Below are 1,128 nucleotides of genomic sequence, written 5' to 3'. Positions count from 1 at the left end.
GGGGCCGATGGGGCCGGCGGAGCCTTGCGTGGACGGGCGGGCGGGGCCGGCGCTCCGCACTCCTCGCATCCCCGGCACCGCGCGCCCGCCGCGCACCTGCGGGCCAGCGGCTGGTGGGCGACGGCGCGGCCCCGCTCGTCCAGCAGCCGGCCCATGCGCTTCACCGTCCGGACGGTGACGGACCGCGCGTCGACGCGCAGCCGCGGGAACCGCCGCGCGAACAGCGCCTCCAGCGCGGCCATGCCGTCGAGGTCGCGCAGCCAGACGCTGAGGAGCAGATTGCCCGCGCCGGTCACCGACGCGGCCAGCCGCGTCTGCGGGAGGCGGGCGAGCGCGGCGCCGGTGCGGTCGAGTTCGCCGTGCGGCACCGTGATCCGGTACGTGACGAGCCCCGGCCAGCCCGCGAGCGGCTGCGCCACGTCGCAGCGCAGCAGCAGGTGCCGGCCCCGCAGCAGCCGTCCGACCCGGCGGCGTACGGTCGGCTCGGTCAGTCCGGTCTCCGCCGCGAGTGCGGCGGGGCCCGCCCTGCCGTCCTCGCCGAGGGACCGCAACAGGGCCCGGTCCGCGGCGTCGTAGCGCCCGGCCGGCACGGGCACGGAGCCGACTGGCGGGGGCGGCGCGGCCAGCAGGGCGCGGCCCGCGGGGGGCAGTGCCCCGAGCTGCCAGCCGCCGCCCTCCTGGTAGACGCGGAGCATGAGGCGGGTCGTGACGCGCCGGATGCCGGGCAGGGCGTCGATGTCCCCGACGATCAGGGCCCCGAGTGCGGGCAGGTCGACCGCGCCGACCAGCAGGGCCAGGTCGTGGTCGCCGACGACGTGTTCCAGGGTGAACACCCAGGGCCGGGCCGAGAGATGGCGGGCGAGTCCGGCCAGGCGCCCCGGCTCGCACTCGATCTCGACGGAGGCCAGGGTGGCGGCGCCCGGCGCCGCGTACCCCGTGACCCAGGCGAGCCCCTGCCCGGTGAGGCGCCGCCAGCGGCGCGCGGCCGTCGTGGCGTCCACACCGACGGCCGGGCCCACACGGGTCCACGGCGCCCGCGGGTCCCGTTGCAGCGCGGCCACGAGGGCGAGGTCGGACTCCTCGAAGCCGCCGCTCCCCATGTCCCCGCCCGCGCCCTCGAAGCCGCCG

The 1,128-nt window shown here is 79.3% G+C and carries 1 protein-coding gene; it reads right to left on the bottom strand.

Annotated elements, in window-relative coordinates; all coding sequences use genetic code 11:
* Positions 1-1,128: Lrp/AsnC family transcriptional regulator (locus tag LCE31_RS39780; RefSeq protein WP_308042437.1), on the bottom strand; the 1,128-nt coding region annotated here is incomplete at both ends.

Origin of the sequence: Streptomyces sp. 8L (genome assembly GCF_020176795.1) — a bacterium.
GTDB lineage: Bacteria > Actinomycetota > Actinomycetes > Streptomycetales > Streptomycetaceae > Streptomyces.
This window is presented reverse-complemented; position numbering and strand designations above follow the sequence as displayed.